Source organism: Tenacibaculum sp. SM2510 (genome assembly GCF_057002845.1).
This window is the reverse complement of sequence record NZ_CP192703.1, coordinates 2,327,248-2,345,840: the sequence shown is the minus strand read 5'-3', so window position 1 is coordinate 2,345,840 and position 18,593 is coordinate 2,327,248. Positions and strand designations below refer to the sequence as shown.

Below are 18,593 nucleotides of genomic sequence, written 5' to 3'. Positions count from 1 at the left end.
TTTTTATTTTTCGTTAACGTATATACTATCTGCTAAGGTGGAGTGCTTAATTAATTCTATAAAAGAAAGATCCGAAATATTCAAAAAATATACAACTCCTTGCAACGCTCTCATTATTTTATTAAGTTCTATTTAAAACTTGCCTAAACTGATAAAAGAAACGCTCAATAAGCCTTAAATCTTCGGTAATAATTTCTGCCGTACCCCGCATTTCTTGTTTGAAGTCTATTTCCTTTTTGTAAGAGGTGATAAGCTTTTTAGGTAATTTAACATCAATAAAATATAAACCTTCCTTATCTGGAATTAATGATATATTTTTAACGTTTCCATTCAGTATGCCAAATTCTGTGTCTGGATAATTTTCTAGTTTGATGTTTACCTTTTGACCAATTCTTATTTTACCTGAATTTTGAGCAGGTGTTTTTAACTTAGCAACAAAGGACGAATTTTTACTTGGAATAATGGTAAACACCAAATCGCCTTGATTTACGGTTTGGTTGGTGTTCCAATAGTTTAAAAACGAAACATTGCCATTTATGTTTGATTTGAGTACATAACTACGTTCCCAGTCTTTAATGGCTTTTTTGAGTTGATTAAAAGAATGAATGACATCTTTAAGGAATGTCATTTCTTCTCTAATACGATTTATTTCTGTACCTTTAGAGGTCATACGAGCAGTACTTATCGCTTCTAGAATTTGTGATATAGAGGCTTCAAAGCTTTTGTAGTTTCGTTTCGCTTGGGCATATTGCAATTGTTTTTTTTCATAATCCCGTGGAGAAATGACACCTTTTTCAAACAATATTTTTTGTCGGTTTAAATCCTTCTTTATAAAATCTAATTCGGTTTTATTGATGTTGCGTTGTGATTTTAAATTTTGCAAACGTCTGTTAAGTTCAAATATAGAATAACGGTTCGCTATGGCTTCATTGGAAAAGGGCTGTAAATCTTTATTTAATTTATACTTAATGTAACTGTTTTCAAATAGTGCGAATTGCGATTCAATATTGCCTAAAAATAAAATAGGTAAGCTATCTGTTGGAAAACTAAACAATTTACTATTTACAGTTATCGTATCAATTACAGATTTGAGTTTATAAACATCTTTATAATTCGCTGTATTTTCTAATATAGCTAATACTTGATTTTTATTTACCTCTTGATTCTCTTCAACTAGAATAGCATCAAAATTACCTGCGGTCTGGGCATATTCTTTTTGTGGTGGTATTTGAGTAGTGATTATCGCTTGTGAAATAATTATATCGGGGTATTTTACAAACCAAGAAATAAGCAAAAGCATAAGAACTATAGCTAAAAACAACGCGTTACCCCAACGTATCATCCAATGTGGCACCTTAGTTAGTATTTTTTGTACTTCTTCACTACGAAGCTCGATATGATCTAAATTATTATTTGTCATCTATTTTCCTAATTCCAACTGATTTTTAACTAAATTATAATAATTTCCTTTTTGACTAACGAGTTCTTGATGATTGCCTATTTCTACAATTTTGCCTTTATCTAAAACTACTATTTGATGGGCCTTTTTTACGGTGCTTAATCTATGAGCAATAACAACAACCGTTTTATTTTCAAAAAAAGTATTGAGTTTTTCCATAATCACTTTTTCATTATTGGCATCTAATGCACTTGTAGCTTCATCAAAAAACAAAAAATTTGGATTTTTGTATACTGCTCTTGCAATCAATAAACGTTGTTTCTGCCCTGTACTAACACCAACACCTTCCATACCTATTTTTGTATTATAGGAAAGTGGTAAAGATTCTATAAACTCTTTTATGTTGGCAACATCAACCGCATGTGCGAGTTTTTTTTTGTCCACATAATCTTCACCAACTGCAATATTATTAGCAATGGTATCATTAAAAATATAGCCCTCTTGCATTACTACCCCACATTGATGCCTCCATGTTTGTTGTGATACATTTTGTAAATCGTGATTGCCAATTTTTATTTGACCACTATTAGGGTCATAGAACTTTAAGAGCAATTTCATTAATGTAGTTTTACCGCTTCCACTGACTCCAACTATTGCAGTTACTTTTTTTGCAGGAATGATTAAATCCAAATCCTGTAATACCATTTGATTTGACCCAATATACCGAAATGACACTTTAGATAATTCTAAATCGACATTCAAGGTAATATCTGTAATTTTCTCAATATCTTGTTGCTCTTCATCTTCTTTATTGTGAATCTCGGATAAACGTTCTAATGAGATTTTAGCATCTTGGACTTCTCTTATAAAGCTAATGAGTTGTGCTATTGGCGAGTTTAACTGCCCAACGATATAGCTAATGGATAACATCATACCTAAAGTTATATCACCATCAATAACCAATTTTGCAGATAGTACAGTAATTAAAATATTCTTTACCTCATTAATAAAATTTGACCCTACACTTTGGTATTGTTCTAAAGCCAAAGTTTCAATAGAGACTTTAAACAAACGCGCTTGTATAAATTCCCAAGACCAACGCTTTCGCTTTTCTGCATTGTGCAATTTTATTTCTTGCATGCCATTAATAAGCTCAATCACTTTACTCTGTTCTTGGCTCACTACAGAAAAAAGTTTATAGTCTAAATCTCGTCGCTTTTTAAGGAAAATAATAACCCATAAAAAGTATAGAAAGCTACCTGTTAAGAATATCCAAAACAGCAATAAGTTATAATATGCTAGTACAAAACTGAACACCAACAAATTTACCATTGAAAATAACACATTTAATGACGATGTAGTTAGAATCCGTTCTATGCGTTTATGATCATTAATCCGCTGTAGAATATCTCCAGTCATGCGAGTATCAAAAAACGCGATAGGCAAATTCATTAGTTTTATAAAGAAATCTGAAACCAAGGATATATTAATCCTTGTACTTAGATGTAACAATATCCAACTTCTTATGACCTCAATGGCTGTTCTACCAATAAATAGCGCTAACTGGGCAAATAGAACTAAGTTTATAAAATGTATATCTTGGTTTTTAATACCAATATCGACAATACTTTGGGTTAAAAATGGAAAAATGAGTTGTAGTATACTCGCTGTAATTAACCCAATAACTAATTGCCATAAAAAGCGCTTGTATTTAAATAGGTATTTAGATAAAAAGTTAAAACCAAATTCCTGTTTGTCCTTTTCAAAATCTGAATTGTAGAATTTTGGAGCTGGTTCTAATAATAATGCTATACCCTCTTCTGTTTGCTCTGTTGCATTATCACCGATCCAATATTTTAAGAGTTCTTCTTTATTGTATTTAAGTAAACCATGGGCTGGGTCAGAAATATAAAAGGAATTCTTTCTTATTTTATAGAGAACCACATAATGGTTATTATTCCAATGAAGAATGCAAGGTAAAGGAGCTTCTAATAAATCTTGAGTGTTAATTTTTACTCCTAAACTTCTTAAACCTATTTTTTCTGAAGCATTACTTAAACCCAATAAACTACTTCCCACTCTCGTAGTTTCGCTTAACGTACGAAGGTACTGTATAGAGATTGTTTTTCCATAATACTCGGCAATTATTTTGACACAGGTTGAACCACAATCTTTCTGATCGGGTTGTTTGTAATGAGGAAATGATTTAATCATTCTTTTCTATCAAATCTTTAATTCTATGGTATTTAATTGTTTTTTGCATTAGACTAATTATAACTTTACTAGTTAGAAATTAATAAAAATCAATTTGCATTTTCTTTTACAGGTTCAAAATCTTGGCAAGAATTTACTTTATACCATTTCTCATTGGAATAGTGAAGATCTGTATTGGAAAAACAGCAATAGCGGAATTTACACGATTTACATTTTTCAATTAAATCATTACTAATTTCCCATTTCTTCTGAAATTCAGTGCTTCTAAACACTTGGCTTATTGAAGTAGAAGTATCCGATAAATTTCCAAAATGCTCTTGATGATTTATATAATTTCTAATAAAACCAAATTCATCTATACAAATTTTACGATTAAGAGCAGTGTTATACTTCTTTGATTCCATAAAACTTTTCAAAGTAAAAGTAAAATTTTCACGAACAATTTTTTCAGTCCAATTTAACTTTTCATCTTTTATTCTATTTATCTGAACGTAATTTTTATTTTCCTCAGTCGAATATTTACCTGAACCTAAATAAGTTACAGAGGTTATTCTAATGTTTTGGTTGAAAAAATCCATAGAAAATATGTCTTCAAAAGAACTCGGAATAACAACATCAATACATCTCAAAAAAGAGTTTGTTGTAGTATTAAAAATATTTAAAATTTCTTCTGACGTTATATCACTATCTGATTTAATGGAAAGCATCAATATTTGACATCCTAATTGATTAAGTTCATTTATTACTTTGATATAATCATAATTAGTAGAAGCGCCTATTTCTAAGATAGCTGAATAGCATTCATTCTCAAAAAAAATATCTTCACTAATTTTAGGAAAACTTGTGGGACTGTCAGTTAAAAAACATACATCCTCTATGAGGAAATAATCAATTATCTTAATTATATTATTTCCAAATTTTGAGATTATAGAATCAATGTTTTTTCCGTCAATTTCTTTTAGTACGTTGTATGCTGTTTGACTGATAGAAAGAAGTTTATACCTTGATAAATCATATATTAAATAGCCATTATCTCCATCAACTAAATAACAGTCTGTAAAAATTCTCAAAAATTTGCTTTTATCCATAATTCAAAATTACTGTTGTGTTTAATTTATAGTTTTCTCTGACATGATATTGATTAGTATTTATCAATGAATTTCGACCTAAAAAAAGCTTACTAGTGTTATTCTCATCTGAATATTCAAATGAATCAATTAAAATATTGTTAAGGGATAACTTTTCAAGTGAAATGTCCGAATTAAGAAGTTTGTTCTTCATCTCTGGTTAAATATTTATATATGTGATACTCTATATTATAATTACAAGGCTTGCTAACCATTCCAAATTGTCCGACTGAGTTGATTTCTAAAAAATAGTATTTTCCATTTTTACTTTTAATAATATCAATTGACCCAGTATTAAACCCTATGATTTTTAACAGTTCTTTTATTTTAATAGTCAATTCTTCAGGTAAAGTAAAAGGAATATTTCTATTTGGTTTTTTTCGATCGTATCTTCTGAAATCTACAGCGGTTTTTTCGTTATTCTGCGAGAATATAGCCATGCTGTAGTAGTTTTCTCCCATAACAAAAGTTCTGATTTCAAAATCTTTTTCTATCTTTTCTTGCACCAAACTCGGAGAGAAATAATTTGGTATTTTCTCTAGTATAGAGTCAGTCAATTCATTCGTGTAAGATATGTATCTTTGTTTTAAGTCATCGTCCATAGCTAATATTGGCTCAAAAATCGATTTAGTTATTAGGGAATTATTAACCTCTTTTTGAAATTCTAATATTTGACTCTTTTTAGAAACTACTTTGGTCCTAGGAATGCAAATGCCTAATCTGTTTGCTAGAGATAGAATTTCTAATTTGTTCACTCTAGTTTTTAATCTATTTCCTAATATGACCGAACTTTGTATAGAAGAATTGAAAATGTAGCTGTAAAGTTCTTTTAATTCCGATTTTTGATTTGATCTTATTTTATCGAGAAGAAACCTAGAGAGACCTGACTCATTCTGGTCTATTACCATGTTTTCAAGATCAGCTCTTGGTCTTCTATACCAAATCGAAGTATATTTTTCCGTAAAGTTTTCATCGTTAACTTTTTTTTTACCGGGAATACTTATGTCAATACTATCGAAATTAAAATAGTCTGAATATAGATCGTTATTACGATCTATTATTTTATATGAATCAAGATTTAATCTTTTAAAATGCACACCATATCTATAAAACCAGCTACAAACTTCATCTGAAGATCCATCTCTATCTTGAGTTACAATTAAATGTTTTTCCATTGATTTTTATTTTAAAATAAAATTACCCCTACTTTCAAATAATAATTTACTAATAGAGGTAATTAATTGTAAATTTGACTCTTACTCAATACTTATTGAGGGATGTCTTAATCGTCATGTATATCACCATGTGAACCAGATTCAATGATCCAGCCTAAAAAATTCACATACTCATGGGTCATTTCAGCACATTGACGTTTAGGTTTAGGCCAGTTTGCACGATCTTCTTGACCACCTGTGATTGTACCTAAAGTCTCAATTTCTTTAATTTTGAAGTCTTCTAATTTTAACATTTTAAATAATTTATAAATTAACTCTTCTTTTAAAGGGTGAAGAGTATTCCCTCTTATGATAATCTGCAGCTTATCATAACAACGCTAATTTAAAGTGTATTAGTGCAAATATTTTGCATTCAGGGAGAAATTATACCTTTGTTAACTTATAATTACTTGCTCTTAACAAATCCAAGTACGAAATCACATTGATACGAGTAATAATATGTTCTTCTTATTTGGCAATATTCTATAGGTGCGCCCATGCTTCTCATTAATTCGAGAATATTATATACACTTCGTCTAGAAATGCATAAACGGTTCGATAAATCATCTGCTGTACCTGTTGATTTTCGTATAATCAATTTATCTACTCTCTCTATAACTTGTATTTTTTTTAGAAATTCCAATTCCTTTGATTTTTTTTAATTAATATTTTTTTTCAATAGCTATTTTAATATATTCTCAGCGGGTTACTGTTTTTGATTTTAAATTATTTATAATAAATGACTCATGTTTTCTTTTAAAATAGAATTAATACATCTATCATGCATAACTTGTTTTGATTTTCAAGGTCTATGATGGGTTTTATAAAATGTTTTATATCTTCAGACTTATAAAATTTAGAAAAGAACAACACAGATGACACCAACCTATGTCAGAAGCCATAAAGAAAAACCAGTATACTATTTGGTAATCGCAGTGAGCCTCTGCGTGCGGTGATGTAAGAGACATACTCCATTCAATTATGACTGGAATCGTCTACGTGATTATACTCATAATAATTTTTCTTTTTCTTTTTCTTTTTCTTTTTCTTTTTCTTTTTCTTTTTAATTTATATTTATATAATACATAGCGTCAACATATAAATATCAATTATGGTCAAATATATATATATATTCTGTTTTTAAAAAACTTTAGCAATTCCGAGTGTACTCGGACATAGTAGAATCCGCCGTAATTGCGATTATACACCTGGTGTATTCAAGACCTTAACACAACAAATATTGTTAATTTAACATGAGTTCGATATAAGGTTAGAAACCCTAATCTTTAACTTCTGTAAACCATGTCCCTTAACAAACACTTGTTAACTTTAATTTTCGGCTAAAGCGTTTAAAAAATGGTGAAATTATTAAGCCAAAAGCAACTTCTTTGAGAGTTTAATATAATTTCAGAAAAAAAATATTTTCTCTAGTTATTATAAATGGTAAATTCTCTATTAAATTTGATAATGAAAATAATCTAATTTTAAATAGAACAATTCTTAGTTCTTTACTTTTTTGGAAGCCTCAAGTTGAGGCTAAAAAAATAGAAATAAAATTTGAAAGGAATTAAAAAAACTTCTTACAACACTCGTTTTGCTTTTACAAACTCATTTTTAAAATAAGTTTCTTTCATTGAAGAAACAATAACACCCTTTGAAGTTGTAGAATGAATAACAATTATGCCGAAAAAGAAATTAAACAAGATTTACCAGAAGGTATCGATACCTTATTTATTTCGTCTGTAGCCCAATTAGGATTACAAGAATTGAAAGATAAATTATGGGATGTATTGAATTAATATTTTCTATAAAATAACTTTATAAAAAGCAACCTCAAATGAGGTTGCTTTTTTGTTTTGGTCCTATAGCTGGTTTTCGATAACTTGGCTATCCATATCCTAAACGATTTTTCACGAGCTAATAAATGAAACTACAAGAATTAAATAATTGGTTGAAAGAACTAAAATTTATAATTATTGATTTAAACATCTCAATTAATAACTCTAAATATTTAATTAAAGAAGAAGGCACTAAAACTATAGAATCTATTAAAGAACTCAGCTTTTTTAAGCACTATACTTATCAATTAAAGTTTATAACTATTATTCAACTTTCTAAATTTTTTGGGAAGAGTAAAAATCAAAAAACGAACATAAACAAACTTTTAAATAAACTGAAAAACGAAGGGTATGATACAGATTTAAACAATCTACTTTTAAAGAACTTGAACTCTAACAATGGATATAAACACAAACAAGATATTATAAAGTCTATTAATTTTTTAGAAAAAGAAATACAAAAATCAGAAGTAACTATAACTAAAGTGGTAGACTTAAGGGACGAGGTATATGCCCATAATCAACCAAAAAAGGCACTTGAAGACGTATATTGGAGTGAATTAGAATTATTAGTAATATTAGCTGCAAAATGTTATGATGAGATATATAAAAATTTGCACCACATTGAAGTTAAATTTGAAAAAACATTACCTTGGGAAGTGAAAAGAATCATTGAAGGCTTAGCTTATTACAAAGACTTTTATAATAAAAATACCTAACGATTTCTAAATAATATAAACTACAGTACTCGTGTCGCTTTTACAAACTCATTTTTCCAATAAGTTTCATCCATAGAAGAAGTAATTACACCTTTTGAAGTGGTAGAATGCATAAAAAAAAATTCATTATTCAATATTGAAGTTACCAAACCAACATGGTTTATTTCGCCTTTTAAACGAGCTATATCAAAAAAAAGTAAATCCCCTACTTTAACATCATCAAAAGGAATTTCTATTCCTGTTGCACTCATAGCTTTTGATGAACGTGGTAATTGAATACCAACTTCTTTAAACGATACACTTACAAGCCCCGAGCAATCCATTCCGTTTTTAGTTGTTCCCCCAAATTTATATGGAGCTCCTGCATACGAGTTTGCTATTTCAAGTAACTGATCTACTTTAGTGTTTGCTTTTTTATCGTTTCCTTGAATCGAAAACCTAAAAACAATAAACACTATAATTACAATAAATAAAAGCAGGTTTTTTTTCATTTCTTATAAAATTCTTTTAGCCTTTATAAATGCTTTTTTCCAATAATCACTATACAACGAAGTAACAAGAACTCCACGAGAAGTTGTTGAGTGTATAAACTTAATATTGCCGTTATCTATAGATGTTACCAAACCAACGTGATTAACTTTTCCTCTTTTCCTAGAGGTTTTAAAGAATAATAAATCTCCTCGTTTTACATTACGTAAAGAAATATCACGGCTTTTAGTGTACATTTCACGAGATGTTCTTGGTACAGTAACATTACGTTGTTTGAAAGACGTATAGATTAAACCAGAACAATCCATACCTCTTCTGGTCATTCCTCCATACTTATAACGAACCCCTTTATATGTTACCGCTGTCCAAACTACTTTATCTGCAATTGTTGGGTTGTTTATTGAACTAGCTGATTTATTCTTTACTTTTTTAGGTTTTTTATAAGTACTTATATTTTTTGATGATCCGCATGAAACCATTAAAAAAGAAAGTAGTATAATATAGATTGATTTTTTTATCATATATATTAATTTATAAGCTAAAAGATTACTTGGTTTTTTTTAATAAAAAACACGTCATTACGAGGACGTATGACGAAGTAATCTATTTTTAACGGTCTTAGATTTACTTTATTTTATTCGTGCCAGTTTTATTGCAATCCGCCTACAATTAATTTCGCTGTTTTTTCAGAGGCTCCTTTACCTCCTAGTTTTTGTTCTAAATCGAAATACGACAAAAACAATTCTTCTCGGTGTTTAGGTTCTAAAACATGCTTTAGTTCCTTTGCTAGATTCTTTTTGGTAAAATCATTCTGAATCAATTCAGTCACCACCTCTTTATCCATAATTAAATTCACCAACGAAATGTATTTTAAAGTAATAATTCGTTTTGCTATTTGATATGAAATATTGCTTCCTTTATAACAAACTACTTGCGGCACTTTAAACAATGCTGTTTCTAAAGTTGCCGTTCCTGAAGCGACTAAAGCTGCATGCGAAATACTTAATAAGTCGTATGTTTTATTGTTAACAAACTTAACGTTAGAATTCCCAATAAACTCTTTATAGAACTCATAAGGCTGACTCGGCGCTCCGGCAACCACAAACTGGTAATTAGAAAAATCGTCCACTAAAGAAAGCATTACTGATAACATTTTTGTTATTTCTTGTTTTCTACTTCCGGGTAACAAAACAATAATATCTTTGTTTCCTAAATTGTGTTGCTCTCTAAAACCTTTTACGTTTACTTGCTTTCTACCTGCAATTCCATCTATTAAAGGATGTCCTACAAAATGTACATCGTAGTTATATTTCTGATAAAACTCCTTTTCAAACGGAAGTATCACAAACATTGCATCTACATCTCGCTTTATATCCTTTACCCTACCAGCTCTACTTGCCCAAACTTGTGGTGAAATATAATAATTGGTTTTAAAACCTTGTTTTTTTGCCCATTTAGCTATCCGAAGATTAAAACCTGAATTATCAATTAAAATTAATACATCTGGCTTAAAATTAGCAATGTCTTTTTTACAGAAAGACATCATTCCTACTATCTTTCGTAAATTTAATAACACTTCCAAAAAACCCATAAAAGCACGTTCTTTATAGTGCTTTACAAGCGTACCTCCTACTTCTTGCATTAAATCACCTCCCCAAAAACGAATTTCTGCGGTTGGGTCTTCTTTCAATAAAGCTTTCATCAAGTTAGCGCCATGCAAATCACCTGAAGCCTCTCCTACAAGAATGTAATATTTCATGAATAATAATTGTTATATAAATTTTAAAACAAGGGTTGTTAAAGCAATCACTACTGTTGTTATTAAAACTCCTCTTGCTCTGTAATCTTGATTCTTTTTTAAAAACACCCAAAAAACAAATAAATTAGGAATCGCTGCCAACGCCAAAACAGGCCCTAAAACTCCACCTTCTATAACTTTTTTAAATGTTTCGGACATTGTATCATGCGATATAAATTCTAAATAAATAAAAAGTCCACATGAAGTAGCTACTATCGACATTAAAACCCCTATTACTATTTCTTTACTTATATGTCCCATGAGTTTAATTTTTGAATTGCATGATGCGCTGTCATATCAAAATGAACTGGAACCATTGAAATAAACCCGTTTTCTAAGGCCCAAATATCTGTGTCTTGTCCTTTATCTCTGTTTACAAATTCTCCAGACAACCAGTAATATTCTTTACCATACGGACTCTTACGTTTATCGAAATTTTCTTTCCAATACCCATTTGCTTGGCGACAAACACGCACTCCTTTTATTTCTTTTTCTTTTAACTTCGGAATATTTACATTTAACACCACACCTTCTGGCAAACCGTTTAATAAAACATTCAATACTATTTTTTCTATATATTTTTTAGCGGCTCTAAAATCGGCGTGCCAATCAAAATCTAACAATGAAAAACCAATTGCAGGAATTCCTTCAATTCCTGCTTCAACCGCAGCACTCATTGTACCTGAATAAAGAACATTTATCGATGAATTTGCACCATGATTAATTCCTGAAACACATAAATCTGGCGTGCGATTTAAAATTTCATTTTTCGCCATCTTTACACAATCGGCTGGTGTACCAGAACAACTATACTCAATTTGTGGACCATCATCAATTGTAATAGGATTGCAATGCAAAACATTATCTACCGTAATTGCATGTCCCATTCCGCTTTGTGGTCTATCGGGAGCAACAACAACAACGTCACCAATTTTATTCATTATTTCTATCAACATGCGAATACCTGGTGCGGTAATTCCGTCGTCATTTGTTACCAAGATTAAGGGTCTTTCTTGCATAGTCTGTTAGTTTTACAACAAATGTAACATAAAAAAAGCATTATTATTTTTAACATTTTCTAAAGACAGAATCCTTTATATTATGCGTAAAATTGTAGTAATCAAATACAAACAACATGGTACAATTTATTGTTTATTTAACTGTTTTTATCATTTCTATATTTTTTTCGATAATAATTACCTAAAACAGCTAGAAAACGATTGTAATAATTATATTTTTAATGAATATCTTCACGCAAAACATAGTTATTATTGTTATCAATAAATTATTTAAAAATAATCTTATAAAAAATGCTTCAATTAAAAATTGGCATTATTTTAGTAGTTTAGTATCCCTAAGCACATAATTAAAAGACAGAAGATATATGAAGACGAAATTTATAATTCCTTTTTTAGCAATTACGCTATTATTTTCAAACGCAACTTATTCGAATACTGTTTCTGAACCAGATCCTGATAAAGACAGAGTAATTGTATATGTTTTAAAAAACATTTTAAGTAGATATCATTATGTTCAAAAAGAATTAAATGATGATTTTTCTGAACATGTATACAATACATTCATTGATGGCTTAGACCCTAATAAAAGATATTTTACACAAGAAGATTTAAAAGAATTTTCTCAATTTAAATATCAAATAGATAATCAATTAAAAGATACTAAAATTGATTTTTACAAATTGGTATACAATCGGTTTTTAACAAAACTAGGCACTGCAAAAAGCAATTACCGTTCATTATTAACACAGTCTTTTAATTATAAAAAAAACGAAGTTATTGATGTTGATTATGATAAAGTACCGTTTGCTAAAAACGAAAGTGAATTAGTTGATTATTGGAGAAAACAGTTAAAATTTTCTATTTTAAGTAGCATTGAAGATGCTGAAAATTTACAAAATAATAAAGCTAAAAAAGATAAGAATTTTAAAAAGAAAACATTCTCTGAGCTAGAAACAGAAGCTAGAAAAGGTGTTTTAAAAAACATGAATGAATTATACCAACGGATTGATGAACTTGAAAATTCTGACTGGTATTCTACCTTCTTAAATAGTGTTGTTAGTGGTTTTGGTCCACATACAACCTATATGTCTCCTCGTATAAAATCTCGTTTCGATCAAGAAATGTCAGGTAAATTAGAAGGTATTGGAGCTCGTTTACAGAAAAAAGGGATTTATACACATATTGTTGAGCTAATTTCTGGAGGGCCAGCTTGGAAACAAGGTGATTTAGAACCTGAAGATATTATTTTAAAGGTAGCACAAGGTGATGCAGAACCTTTAGATATTGTAGGTATGCGTTTAGATGATGCCATTAAATTTATAAAAGGAAAAAAAGGAACAGAAGTTCGATTAACTGTGAAGAAAAAAATTGATGGTTCAACTAAAATAATTCCTATTATTAGAGATGTTGTTGAGTTAGATGAGACATTTGTTAAATCGAGTATTGTTGAAAAAGATGGCGAGAAATACGGAGTTATAGATCTACCAAGGTTTTATATCGATTTTAATGACTTAAGCCGCAGAGATGCTGCCAAGGACATGGAGAAAGAGATTGAACGCTTAAAAAGTGAAAACGTAAAAGGATTAATTGTTGATTTGCGTGATAACGGTGGGGGTTCTTTAAAAACAGCTATTGAAATTGGTGGATTATTCATTGAAAAAGGCCCTATTGTACAAGTAAAATATAGAGAAGAAGAGCCTTTAGTAAAAAATGACACCAACCCTAAAACTCAATGGGATGGTCCATTAGTTGTAATGGTAAACGAATTTTCTGCCTCGGCTTCTGAAATTTTTGCTGCCGCAATGCAAGATTATAAGCGTGGTGTAATTATAGGTGGTAAACAAACTTATGGTAAAGGAACCGTGCAAAATGTATTGCCTATTAATCGTTTTTATGAAAAATACCCCAGTGATTTAGGTGCTTTAAAAATGACCATTCAAAAATTTTACCGAATCAATGGTGGGTCTACTCAAATTGAAGGTGTGTATTCTGATATATCATTACCTACAAGGTATAGCTACATGAAGTTTGGTGAGCGTGATTTAGACGGTGCTTTACCGTGGGATAAGGTAGAACAAGCTAAGTATAGTACAACAGACTCGTACAGTAACTTTGGTGATGTTGTTTTTAAAAGTCAACAACGTGTACTTGGTGATGATAAATTCAAAAAAATTAATGAATACGCTAAATGGTTAAAGAAAAATCAAGAAGAAAGAATATATTCTTTAAAATATAGTACTTACAAAAAAGAAAACGAGAGTAAAGTGAAAGAAGCTGAACAATTTAAAGACCTCTATAAATTTGATTCTAACTTAACTTTTAACTCACCAAAATACGAGCTTAACCTATTTACAAAAGATACTGTTTTGAAAGACAAACGTGTGGTATGGCACAAGAACTTGAAAAAAGATATTTATTTAAATGAAGCTCTTAATGTGTTAAGTGAATTAAAAATGAATAAAAATTACACAATAGTAAAACAGTAATAAAAATCTTTTTATGAAAACTGAAAATTCCGTCAAACTAATATAAATTTAGCTTGACGGAGTTTTTTATTATCAAATTTATGATACCTTAAATCAAGTTCATAATAGTGAACATTCAATTTTTTATATAGTTTTTTTAAAAAATTATATAATTGATAATTTACATCAACTCCATTTTCACCACCAAACCTTCGTTAGCTCTAACGTTAAAAACAGTTTCATCTTCAAAAATTAAATATTGCCCTTTAACACCAACTAAAATACCAGTATAAGTTTGTTCTTTAACAATATTTAAACTTTTCGGCTTTAATGGATATTTAGCAACAGGGAAATTAATAATAGTCTCTTTATTATTTTCTATAATGTACTCTTGCGCCTCTGCAGGTATAAATTCTCGTAGTTTTTCTTGCCAAGACACTAGGCTTTCATCTACAACATCATTCTTAAGCATTTTTCGCCAATTGGTTTTATCAGCTACATGCTCTTTTAAAGCAACTTCTGTAATTCCTGCTAAATAACGATTAGGAACCTCAACAATTTCAATTGCTTCATGCGCTCCTTGATCTATCCAACGTGTTGGTACTTGCTGTTTTCTAGTAACACCTACTTTTACATTACTAGAGTTTGCTAAATAGACAATATGCGGTTTTAATTGCACTTTTTTCTCATATTCTAAATCGCGATCTTCAATTCCTAAATGCGCTTTACTTAATTCAGGTCGCATAATCCAATCTCCAGCGTTTGGTGTTTCAAAAAAGCAACTTTTACAAAACCCTTGACGGTATACCTCTTTTTCTAAATGACAGTTTAAACATTCATATTTAACAAAACTTAATGTTATGTTTTTATTCAGCAACTGATTCATATTTATAAAATCAGATTTCATATCTAAATAATACTGAACTGTCTCTAAATTTTCAGTTGTCATTTTTTTTAAAACTCCTTGGTAATGCATGTCTTAAATTTTATTACTTTTAGCTTCACAAACTTACAGTAAAAAATTAAATTAAGAGGTAATATATGTCGTTTCCATTTATAAATTCTATCATTTCTTGGTTTTTAAAAAAGCGTAAACATCAAGTAGAGCTGTTTTTAAAATATCCTGTTGATGTACAAAACGAACTCCTACAAAAATTACTAAATACAGCCAAAAATACCGAATTCGGAAAACAACATTCTTTTACATCAATACATAATTACACCGATTTTTCTACCAATGTTCCCATTCAGAAATACGAAAGTATAGAACCTCTTATTGAACGTTGTAGAAAAGGTGAGCAAAACCTATTTTGGCCCACACCTATTCATTGGTTTGCAAAAAGTAGCGGAACCACCAACGCTAAAAGTAAGTTTATACCTGTTAGTAATGAAGCGCTAGAAGGCTGCCATTTAAAAGCCGGAAAAGATATGTTGTGTTTATACATTAATAATAATGAAGACACGCAGATGTTTACTGGCAAAGGATTAAAACTAGGCGGTAGTACGGCTATTTACGAAGACAACAATTCCTATTTCGGAGATTTATCTGCAATTATAACCGAAAACTTACCTTTTTGGGCCGATTTTAGCTCTGCTCCTAGTCAGGAAGTTTCTTTAATGGCGGAATGGGAAACTAAAATGGAAGCTATTATTGATGAAACTATCGATGAAAACATTACGAGTTTAGTTGGCGTACCTAGTTGGATGTTGGTTTTATTAAATCGTGTTTTAGAAAAAACAGGAAAGAATAACATTTTAGAAGTTTGGCCAAATTTAGAAGTGTATTTTCATGGTGGCGTAAACTTTAATCCATACCGAGAACAATACAAAAAATTGATTCCTAAAAAAGATTTTAAATACTACGAAACCTACAATGCGTCAGAAGGTTTTTTTGGTATTCAGGACAGAAATAATTCTGACGAAATGCTATTAATGTTAGATTATGGTATTTTTTATGAGTTTATTCCGATGAATACTTATGACGGAGAAAACTCAACTGCTATTTCACTCTCCGAAGTTAAAAAAGGCGTGAATTATGCCATTGTAATCACTACAAATGGTGGTTTGTGGCGTTATTTAATTGGTGATACTATTAAGTTTACATCAACAGATCCGTATCGTATTAAAATTACCGGCCGAACCAAACATCACATTAATGTTTTTGGTGAAGAACTAATTATCGAAAATGCTGAAAAAGCATTAAAGGCTGCTAGCGAAAAAACCGATGCAAATATTAAAGATTATACCGTTGGTCCTATTTTTATGGATGGTAAAAAAAGCGGCGGACATGAGTGGATTATCGAATTTAGTAAAGCGCCTAAAAACCTTAAATATTTTACCGAATTGTTAGATAATTCTTTAAAAACTATCAATTCAGATTATGAGGCTAAACGTTATAACAATTTAACATTGGCAATGCCGATTATACATGAAGCTCGTGAAAATTTATTTTACGATTGGCTACGAGAAAAAGGAAAACTTGGTGGCCAACATAAAGTACCTCGCTTATCTAACAAACGTGATTTTGTGGAAGAATTGTTAAACTTATAAGTTTAATAAACTTCAACTTTTAAAGGCAATTGATATTGTGTAGTCACCGGAATGCCTCTTTTAAAAGCAGGTGTAATTCTGGGTAATTTCTTAATAGCATTCCTTATAACACTATCTAAATTAGGCAGTTGATTTTTAATAGCTATAGATGTTGTAATTTTTTTAAGCTTAAACTTTCCTTTGTTATCAATTAATAAATCAATTAAAACAGTCTCATTAATAGCTTGTTCGGTTACAAAGTTATACGTTATTAAAGAAGCTTGCATTCTTTTATGTATCTCTTCACTAAAACAAACGCTATTTTTTTTAATCGATAAATTTTTACAGTTTTTAAAAGTCGGAGAAACATCTACTTTCGTATAATCAATAACAGTATTTAAGTTGTGGTTTTTATCATCTTCTGATAAAAAACCACAACTTAAACTCGTAAAAATTACTATAAAAATTACGGCATAAAAAAACCTCATCTCCTTGATTTTGAGATGAAAATACAAAAAATGATTTACTCTAACAGTTCTCCTTTTAAGAAATAAAACTTTTTAATTTCTTTAAGCCGCACTTTTACCTGACTCGTTAGTAAAGAATCCTTAGTTTCAAACCTCTTTAGGTAATTTTTATAATGCTTGTACCCTATTTTTTTATCCTTATAAAAATTTTCTGATGTATTTGCTAACTGAAATAATGCTCTGTAATTCTTAAAATTTTCTTCATAAGCATCTCGGTAAGCATTCATTTCTTCTTTTGGCTTACCTAATTCTTTATAAGCTCTTGCTAATTGATAATATTCGTTATCTCGCCTTTCTTTACCTACAATAGTTCCGTACCAATAATTAAAACGAGCACTTTTATAGTCTTTTTCAGCAAAATCAGTATCCCCTAAATACGTGTATGATTTAAAATCTGCTCTATCAATTTTTAATGCTTTCTTAAAATTGTTTCTTGCTTTTGGGTAATCTTTTAATTTTAAAAAACTGCGTCCTAACATCTTTTTCGTATAATGTTCGTTCGGTTCTAAGGAATCAATCTTAACCAACAAAGCAATTGCTTCTTCATACTTTTTACTTGTATATAATTTATTAATTTTTAATTTATTTAAAGCAATATGTTTCGAATTTACTTTTAAGCCTCTATCTATAAAAATACTTGCCGAATCTTTATCTCTTAAAAGCGTGTAAGCAACCGCTAACTGATGAATTGCTTTTATATGTTCATTATCGTTCTTATAGGTTGCTAAAAAACTATTAATTTTTAAATCTCTCTTTTTTAATAACGCATATACAATTGCCATTTGGTAATGATAATATGCATTATTCTCATCCTTTTTTAGGAGCTCCTCAAAAATAAGCTTTGCTTTTACAGGCTGTTTTGTTTGTAAGTACAGTTTTCCTAATTGATAACTTATTAATAAATTATCTGAATCGGCTATTGTAATTTCTTCAAAAACTGTAATTGCTTTTTGTAACTTTTTTTCTTTCTGATAACTTTTTCCTAATGCTACTTTAACCGAATACTCGTTGTTTAGCAACAGTGCTTTTTCGTAATATTTAGATGCTTCTTTGTAATTATCTATCGAACTATAAATAGTTGCCATTCTTTTAGTTGATTGATAACTTTCTGGTAATTTTTTAAGTTGCACTAATGCTTTTTGATAACGCCCAATATGCACCAAACTATCTACTGAAATAAAAGTCGAGGTTTGCGCCCCGACTTTTAAAAATGAAATAATAAGAACAATAGTTAAAATTTTCTTTTTCATAGTTA

18 protein-coding genes are annotated in these 18,593 nt (G+C 29.7%); 4 read left to right on the top strand and 14 right to left on the bottom strand.

All coding sequences use genetic code 11. From position 1 onward, the window contains the following. Positions 1 to 121: 121 nt before the first annotated feature. The 6 genes from ACQ629_RS10560 to ACQ629_RS10535 form a co-directional block, all read right to left on the bottom strand. On the bottom strand, positions 122 to 1,420 hold the full coding sequence (locus ACQ629_RS10560) for an HlyD family secretion protein (RefSeq protein WP_483704792.1): 1,299 nt from the start codon (positions 1,418 to 1,420) through the stop codon (positions 122 to 124). Beyond that, entirely contained in the window at positions 1,421 to 3,610 is a 2,190-nt protein-coding gene (locus tag ACQ629_RS10555; RefSeq protein WP_483707206.1) for a peptidase domain-containing ABC transporter, read from the bottom strand. A 92-nt stretch (positions 3,611 to 3,702) separates the two neighbouring features. Further along, complete coding sequence (locus ACQ629_RS10550) at positions 3,703 to 4,701, bottom strand: hypothetical protein (protein WP_483704791.1); 999 nt, start codon at positions 4,699 to 4,701, stop codon at positions 3,703 to 3,705. Between the two features lie 173 nt (positions 4,702 to 4,874). Continuing rightward, entirely contained in the window at positions 4,875 to 5,915 is a 1,041-nt protein-coding gene (gene gwsG, locus ACQ629_RS10545; RefSeq protein ID WP_483704790.1) for a grasp-with-spasm system ATP-grasp peptide maturase, read from the bottom strand. A gap of 107 nt (positions 5,916 to 6,022) precedes the next feature. Next, a complete protein-coding gene (locus ACQ629_RS10540) occupies positions 6,023 to 6,208 on the bottom strand; it encodes a hypothetical protein (protein ID WP_483704789.1) in 186 nt (61 codons plus the stop codon). Between the two features lie 152 nt (positions 6,209 to 6,360). After that, on the bottom strand, positions 6,361 to 6,552 hold the full coding sequence (locus tag ACQ629_RS10535) for an HTH domain-containing protein (protein WP_483707204.1): 192 nt from the start codon (positions 6,550 to 6,552) through the stop codon (positions 6,361 to 6,363). A 1,069-nt stretch (positions 6,553 to 7,621) separates the two neighbouring features. On the opposite strand from ACQ629_RS10535, the gene ACQ629_RS10530 reads away from it, so the two are divergent. Continuing rightward, positions 7,622 to 7,753 carry a hypothetical protein gene (locus ACQ629_RS10530; RefSeq protein WP_483704788.1) on the top strand — a complete coding sequence of 44 codons (132 nt, stop codon included), beginning with the start codon at positions 7,622 to 7,624 and terminating at the stop codon, positions 7,751 to 7,753. 125 nt (positions 7,754 to 7,878) lie between these two features. Then, positions 7,879 to 8,511 (top strand): AbiU2 domain-containing protein, encoded by a 633-nt coding sequence (locus tag ACQ629_RS10525; protein WP_483704787.1) that lies wholly within the window; start codon positions 7,879 to 7,881, stop codon positions 8,509 to 8,511. A 20-nt stretch (positions 8,512 to 8,531) separates the two neighbouring features. Here ACQ629_RS10525 and ACQ629_RS10520 read toward each other — a convergent pair whose 3' ends face one another. The 5 genes from ACQ629_RS10520 to surE form a co-directional block, all read right to left on the bottom strand. After that, positions 8,532 to 9,002: a C40 family peptidase gene (locus tag ACQ629_RS10520; RefSeq protein ID WP_483704786.1), complete on the bottom strand. Its 471-nt coding sequence runs from the start codon at positions 9,000 to 9,002 to the stop codon at positions 8,532 to 8,534. Between the two features lie 3 nt (positions 9,003 to 9,005). Further along, a complete protein-coding gene (locus tag ACQ629_RS10515; RefSeq protein ID WP_483704785.1) occupies positions 9,006 to 9,521 on the bottom strand; it encodes a C40 family peptidase in 516 nt (171 codons plus the stop codon). Positions 9,522 to 9,649: 128 nt separating this feature from the next. Further along, a complete protein-coding gene (gene lpxB / locus ACQ629_RS10510; RefSeq protein WP_483704784.1) occupies positions 9,650 to 10,759 on the bottom strand; it encodes a lipid-A-disaccharide synthase in 1,110 nt (369 codons plus the stop codon). A 12-nt stretch (positions 10,760 to 10,771) separates the two neighbouring features. Beyond that, positions 10,772 to 11,059, bottom strand: coding sequence for a hypothetical protein (locus ACQ629_RS10505; RefSeq protein ID WP_483704783.1), 288 nt, complete (start codon positions 11,057 to 11,059; stop codon positions 10,772 to 10,774). After that, complete coding sequence (surE, locus tag ACQ629_RS10500) at positions 11,047 to 11,817, bottom strand: 5'/3'-nucleotidase SurE (RefSeq protein WP_483704782.1); 771 nt, start codon at positions 11,815 to 11,817, stop codon at positions 11,047 to 11,049. Before surE ends, ACQ629_RS10505 begins: the two co-directional genes overlap by 13 nt. A 365-nt stretch (positions 11,818 to 12,182) precedes the next feature. Here surE and ACQ629_RS10495 point away from each other — a divergent pair, with 365 nt between their 5' ends. Then, positions 12,183 to 14,303 (top strand): carboxy terminal-processing peptidase, encoded by a 2,121-nt coding sequence (locus ACQ629_RS10495; protein ID WP_483704781.1) that lies wholly within the window; start codon positions 12,183 to 12,185, stop codon positions 14,301 to 14,303. Between the two features lie 160 nt (positions 14,304 to 14,463). Here ACQ629_RS10495 and ACQ629_RS10490 read toward each other — a convergent pair whose 3' ends face one another. Further along, positions 14,464 to 15,258, bottom strand: a complete 795-nt coding sequence (locus tag ACQ629_RS10490) for a DUF2797 domain-containing protein (protein WP_483704780.1) — start codon at positions 15,256 to 15,258, stop codon at positions 14,464 to 14,466. A gap of 65 nt (positions 15,259 to 15,323) precedes the next feature. On the opposite strand from ACQ629_RS10490, the gene ACQ629_RS10485 reads away from it, so the two are divergent. Next, positions 15,324 to 16,832, top strand: a complete 1,509-nt coding sequence (locus ACQ629_RS10485) for a GH3 auxin-responsive promoter family protein (protein WP_483704779.1) — start codon at positions 15,324 to 15,326, stop codon at positions 16,830 to 16,832. Positions 16,833 to 16,834: 2 nt separating this feature from the next. On the opposite strand, the gene ACQ629_RS10480 is transcribed toward ACQ629_RS10485, so the two are convergent. After that, entirely contained in the window at positions 16,835 to 17,299 is a 465-nt protein-coding gene (locus ACQ629_RS10480) for a hypothetical protein (protein WP_483704778.1), read from the bottom strand. A 35-nt stretch (positions 17,300 to 17,334) separates the two neighbouring features. After that, positions 17,335 to 18,588 (bottom strand): tetratricopeptide repeat protein, encoded by a 1,254-nt coding sequence (locus ACQ629_RS10475; protein ID WP_483704777.1) that lies wholly within the window; start codon positions 18,586 to 18,588, stop codon positions 17,335 to 17,337. Between the last annotated feature and the right edge of the window lie 5 nt (positions 18,589 to 18,593).